The sequence below is a fragment of the Pseudomonas sp. UBA6315 genome, assembly GCF_002438125.1.
GTDB classification, from domain to species: domain Bacteria; phylum Pseudomonadota; class Gammaproteobacteria; order Pseudomonadales; family Pseudomonadaceae; genus Aquipseudomonas; species Aquipseudomonas faucium.
This window is the reverse complement of record NZ_DJTF01000173.1, coordinates 1-4,182: the sequence shown is the minus strand read 5'-3', so window position 1 is coordinate 4,182 and position 4,182 is coordinate 1. Positions and strand designations below refer to the sequence as shown.

At 60.9% G+C, this 4,182-nt stretch carries 2 protein-coding genes; both read right to left on the bottom strand.

Features of this window, described 5'->3' with window-relative positions:
* Nucleotides 1-1,226 (bottom strand): peptidylprolyl isomerase (locus B3E94_RS20285; protein WP_286914908.1); only part of this gene is annotated, 1,226 nt, incomplete at its 3' end.
* The gene (locus B3E94_RS20280; RefSeq protein ID WP_286914906.1) at nucleotides 1,207-4,014 is read right to left on the bottom strand and encodes an LPS-assembly protein LptD; all 2,808 of its coding nucleotides are present in this window, start codon (nucleotides 4,012-4,014) and stop codon (nucleotides 1,207-1,209) included. The genes B3E94_RS20280 and B3E94_RS20285, both read right to left, overlap by 20 nt.
* Nucleotides 4,015-4,182 lie beyond the last annotated feature (168 nt).

Here is a 4,182-nt window from a genome sequence, read left to right as displayed (position 1 = left end):
TTGCGGTTGCGCAGCACGTTCAGGGCCTGTTGCTCGCGGGCCTGCTCGGTGCTGTCGGTGGCGCGACGGCCCAGCACTTCCAGCACGTGCCAGCCGTACTGAGTTCTGAACGGCTTGGTCACTTCACCTTGCTGGGCGTTGGCCATCTGCTCGCGGAACTCGGGTACCAGGCTGTTCGGGTCGACCCAGTTGAGGTCGCCGCCGTTCAGGGCAGAACCCGGGTCTTCCGAGAAGCTCTTGGCCAGCTCGCCGAAGTCTTCGCCGTTCTTGATCCGGTCATACAGGCGCTCGGCGAGCTGCTCGGTGGCGGCATCGCTGCGAATCTCGCTTGGCTTGATCAGGATGTGGCGCACATGCACTTCATCGCGCAGCACGTTCTCGCTGCCACCGCGCTTCTCCTCGAGCTTGAGGATGATGAAGCCGTTGGGGATGCGGATGGGCTGGGTGATGTCGCCCACGGCCATGCTGCTGAGCATCTTGGCGAAGTCAGGTGGCAGCTGGCCGGCTTTACGCCAGCCCATCTCGCCGCCTTCCAGGGCGTTTTCGCTGGCAGAGCGCTCGATGGCCATCTGGCCGAAGTCCTTGCCCTGCTTGAGCTGCTGGTAGACATCGCCGACCTGGCGCGCCGCAGCCTGGATGGCGTCCGAATTGGCCGCCTCCGGGGTAGGAATCAGGATGTTGGCCAGGCGGTACTCTTCCGACATCTGCATCTTGCCCAGGTCCGAGTTGAGGAAGTTCTTCACTTCCTGTTCGGATACCTGGATGCGCTCGGCGACACGGCGCTGGCGCACGCGGCTGATGATCATCTCGCGCTTGACCTGCTCGCGGGCGTCATCGAACGACAGGCCGTCATGGGCCAGGGCAGCACGGAACTGCTCCAGCGACATGCCGTTGCGCTGGGCAATGGTGCCGATGGCCTGGTTCAGCTCTTCGTCGGTGATGCGAATGCCGGAGCGTTCGCCAATCTGCAGTTGCAGGTTCTCGACGATCAGGCGTTCCAGTACCTGCTGTTCCAGCGCGCTGGTCGGCGGAACTCCGCCGCCGCGCTTGGCGATGGTTTGCTGTACCTCGTGGACGCGCTGGTCCAGTTGGCTCTGCATGACCACGTCGTTGTCGACGATGGCCACCACACGGTCCAAAGGTTGCGGTGCGGCATGCGCCACGCCGCTCAGCAATACAGCGCCCAGCAACGCGGGGCGCAGACGATCAATAAGCTTGGTCTTCACGTGTACGGTAACCTTGAATGCCTTGGTCGAGGAAAGATTCGACCTTGTTGCCTACCACGCCACCGAGGCCTTTCAGCACGATCTGCAGGAAGATGCCATGGTCGCCTTTTTCGTTCTGCGGAGTGGCCTGGCTGAAGTCGTCGTAGTCGATCCAGTAACGGTTGATCAGGCGCAGTTTCCAGCAGCAGTTGTCGTATTCGAAACCGCCCATGGCTTCCAGGGTGCGGTTGCGGTTGTAGTCGTGCTGCCAGCGGGCGATGACGTTCCATTGCGGTACGACCGGCCAGATGACCGAGAAGTCGTGCTGCTGGATCTTGTAGTAATCCTTGATGTAGTTCGGCGTGCCAGGCGTGCCGTAGTCGCCGCCGCCCACTTTCCACGTACCGGTGGTGGAGTCGTAAGCGATGGTGTCGTTACGGTAGCGATAGCCGAGGTTGACGATCTTGTTCGGATTGTCTTCAGGCTGGTAGTGGAACATCGCGCTGCCCGAGCGGGTGCTGCGGCTGTCCGGGTCCCAGTTGAAGTCCGAATTGAAGCGCCAGTCGCGGTTGAAGTAGTAGTTGTACAGCAGTGCGTATGGCGATACATCGGACTGCGAATCCTTGCGGTTGCGGTAGTCGATGCCCGGCAGCTGGACCTTGCGGTCCTTGAAGTAGTACGCCTGGCCAATGCTGAAGTTCTGACGCTCGAAACCGTTGTCTTCGATGTAGCGGGTGGTCACACCAAGCGACAGCTTGTTCTCGTCACCGATGCGATCGACACCGCTGAAGCGGTTGTCGCGGAACAGCGAGTCGAAGTTGAACAGTGTTTCACCGCTGTCGAACAGTGGGATGTCCACTTGGTCCTTGTACGGAACATAGAGGTAGTACAGCCGCGGCTCGAGGGTCTGGCGGTAGTTGTTGCCGAAGAGCGACGTATTGCGGTCGAAATACAGACCACTGTCGACGCTGAAGATCGGGATGTCGCGATTCTGGTTGCTCTTGAAATCGCCGTTGAGCGCCACCGAACCAGGATTGTCGGCGATGTCGCGCTTGCCCTTGCCATCCAGATCCAGGTCGTAATTGGTATACATGTACTTCAGCTTCGGCGTGACGTAGCCATAGCTGGCAGTCAGCGGCAGGCTGATTGCTGGCGCGACATTCAGGCGGGTGCCGTTGGCGCGAGCGACGCCGAAAACGTTTTCATCGAGTCGGCGGCCAGGGAAGCCGGCGCTTTCATCCGGAACACCATCTTCATTGGTAACGAAGTCATCTTTCAGGTCCCGATCGAAGCGCACGGCCTCGGTCTGGTAGCTGAAATCGAAACCGCTCGGATGGTACGGCAGCATGCCATCGATGGTGATCTGCGGCAGCTTGTTGTACGGCGTGATCTGCGAGATGGTCGCCATCTCGTAGGCTTGCGCATTCAGGCGAGCGGTGTAGGTATCACCACGCCAGGTCAGCGCACCCTGCTGGTTGACCACGTCCTGGCTCTTCACGCCGATCTGGTCGGTTTCAAGGTCCTGGAAGTAGAACGGATCGCTGATGTCGGTGTAATCGACTTCAGTCATCAGGCGCTCGTCCAGGCCACCCTTGTGCTGCCAGTTGATCATCCAGCGCTGATCTTTGTAGTCAGTCTGGTCCTTGCGATCGTCGTTCTTGTCGTTCAGGTACGCGCCGCCGAACTGGCCTTCGCTGGACTTGGTCAGGTAGCGGAATTCGCCTTCCATCAACAAGCCACGCTTGGTCATGTAGCGCGGGTACAACGTGGCGTCATAGTTTGGCGCCAGGTTGAAGTAGTACGGGGTGACCAGCATGAAGCCGGTGTCGCTGGTGCTGCTGAACGACGGCGGCAGGAAGCCGGACTGGCGACGGTCATCGATCGGGAAGTAGATGTACGGTGTGTAGAACACCGGGAAATCCTTGACCCGCAGGGTGACGTTGGTCGCGGTACCGAAGCCGGTGGCCGGGTTCAGGGTGATGTTATTGCCCTTCAGCTGCCAGGCGTTGCTGCCCGGTTCGCAGGTGGTGTACGTACCGTCCTTGAGACGGATGATGGCGTTTTCGCCACGCTTGGCGTACAGGGCGTTGCCGCGGATGTGCGACTTGTGCATCACGTATTCGGCGTTGTCGACCTGGGCCTCGCCCGTGTCGAGCTGGATCTGCGCCTCGTCGCCAACCACCAGCGAGCCGTTGTCGCGGATCTTGACGTTGCCCTTGAGCTCGCCGCGGTTCTCGGTCTGGTAGAGGTTGGCCTCGTCGGCCTCGACCTGCATGCTGCCCTGGCGCATGACCACGTCACCGGCGAGGGTAGCGATCTGCTGCTCCTGCTGGTACCTGGACACCTTGGCATTGATGTAGGTCGGCGATTCGTCCTTCGGCGTGGTGTCGGCCATGCCCGGGCGGATAGGCTCGACATACGCGCCACCGCAGTACGGGCCGGTTTCGGCCAGCTGTGCGGCGGTGAGCTTTTCACGCGGGACCCAGTCCAGGTGGCTGTAGTCTTCGCTGCGCGACTTCAGGCCACGGCCCTTGCTCTCGGTGACCAGCATCGGTTTTTCGCCGCTTTCGGCTTCAGCCGACGGGGCTTCGGTGCCGGACGTGAGCGCGGCACCTTCGTGCACGGGGCGCGGAGGCAGGTTATTGACGGGGGACTTGGGCTTGCAGTCCCAACCACCGGAGGCGGACACTTGGCAGTCGAACTGCTCGGCAGCCACCGCATAGGGGGTGGCCAGAGGTTGCATGGCCAGCAGACCGCCGGTCACCAGCAACGGAAACTTTCTACGAAACGCGGGGGATTTCAATGCCATCTTATTAGTCCGGGCTTCCTGCGTGCCATCTGCCCGCGTGTGGGGCCGCACGCCTCTCGATGGTCTGAAAAAGATGCTGGATAATAAAGCATGACCCGCTTGACGGCTAGGGCCGTCGGAGACCCTTGTAATGCCTGAACACGATGTACGCCTGCAACAACTGACTGT

Bases quoted from the DNA above. Each gene is read 5' to 3' on its own strand.
- B3E94_RS20280 (WP_286914906.1), bottom strand. From the start codon at position 4,014: ATGGCATTGAAATCCCCCGCGTTTCGTAGAAAGTTTCCGTTGCTGGTG.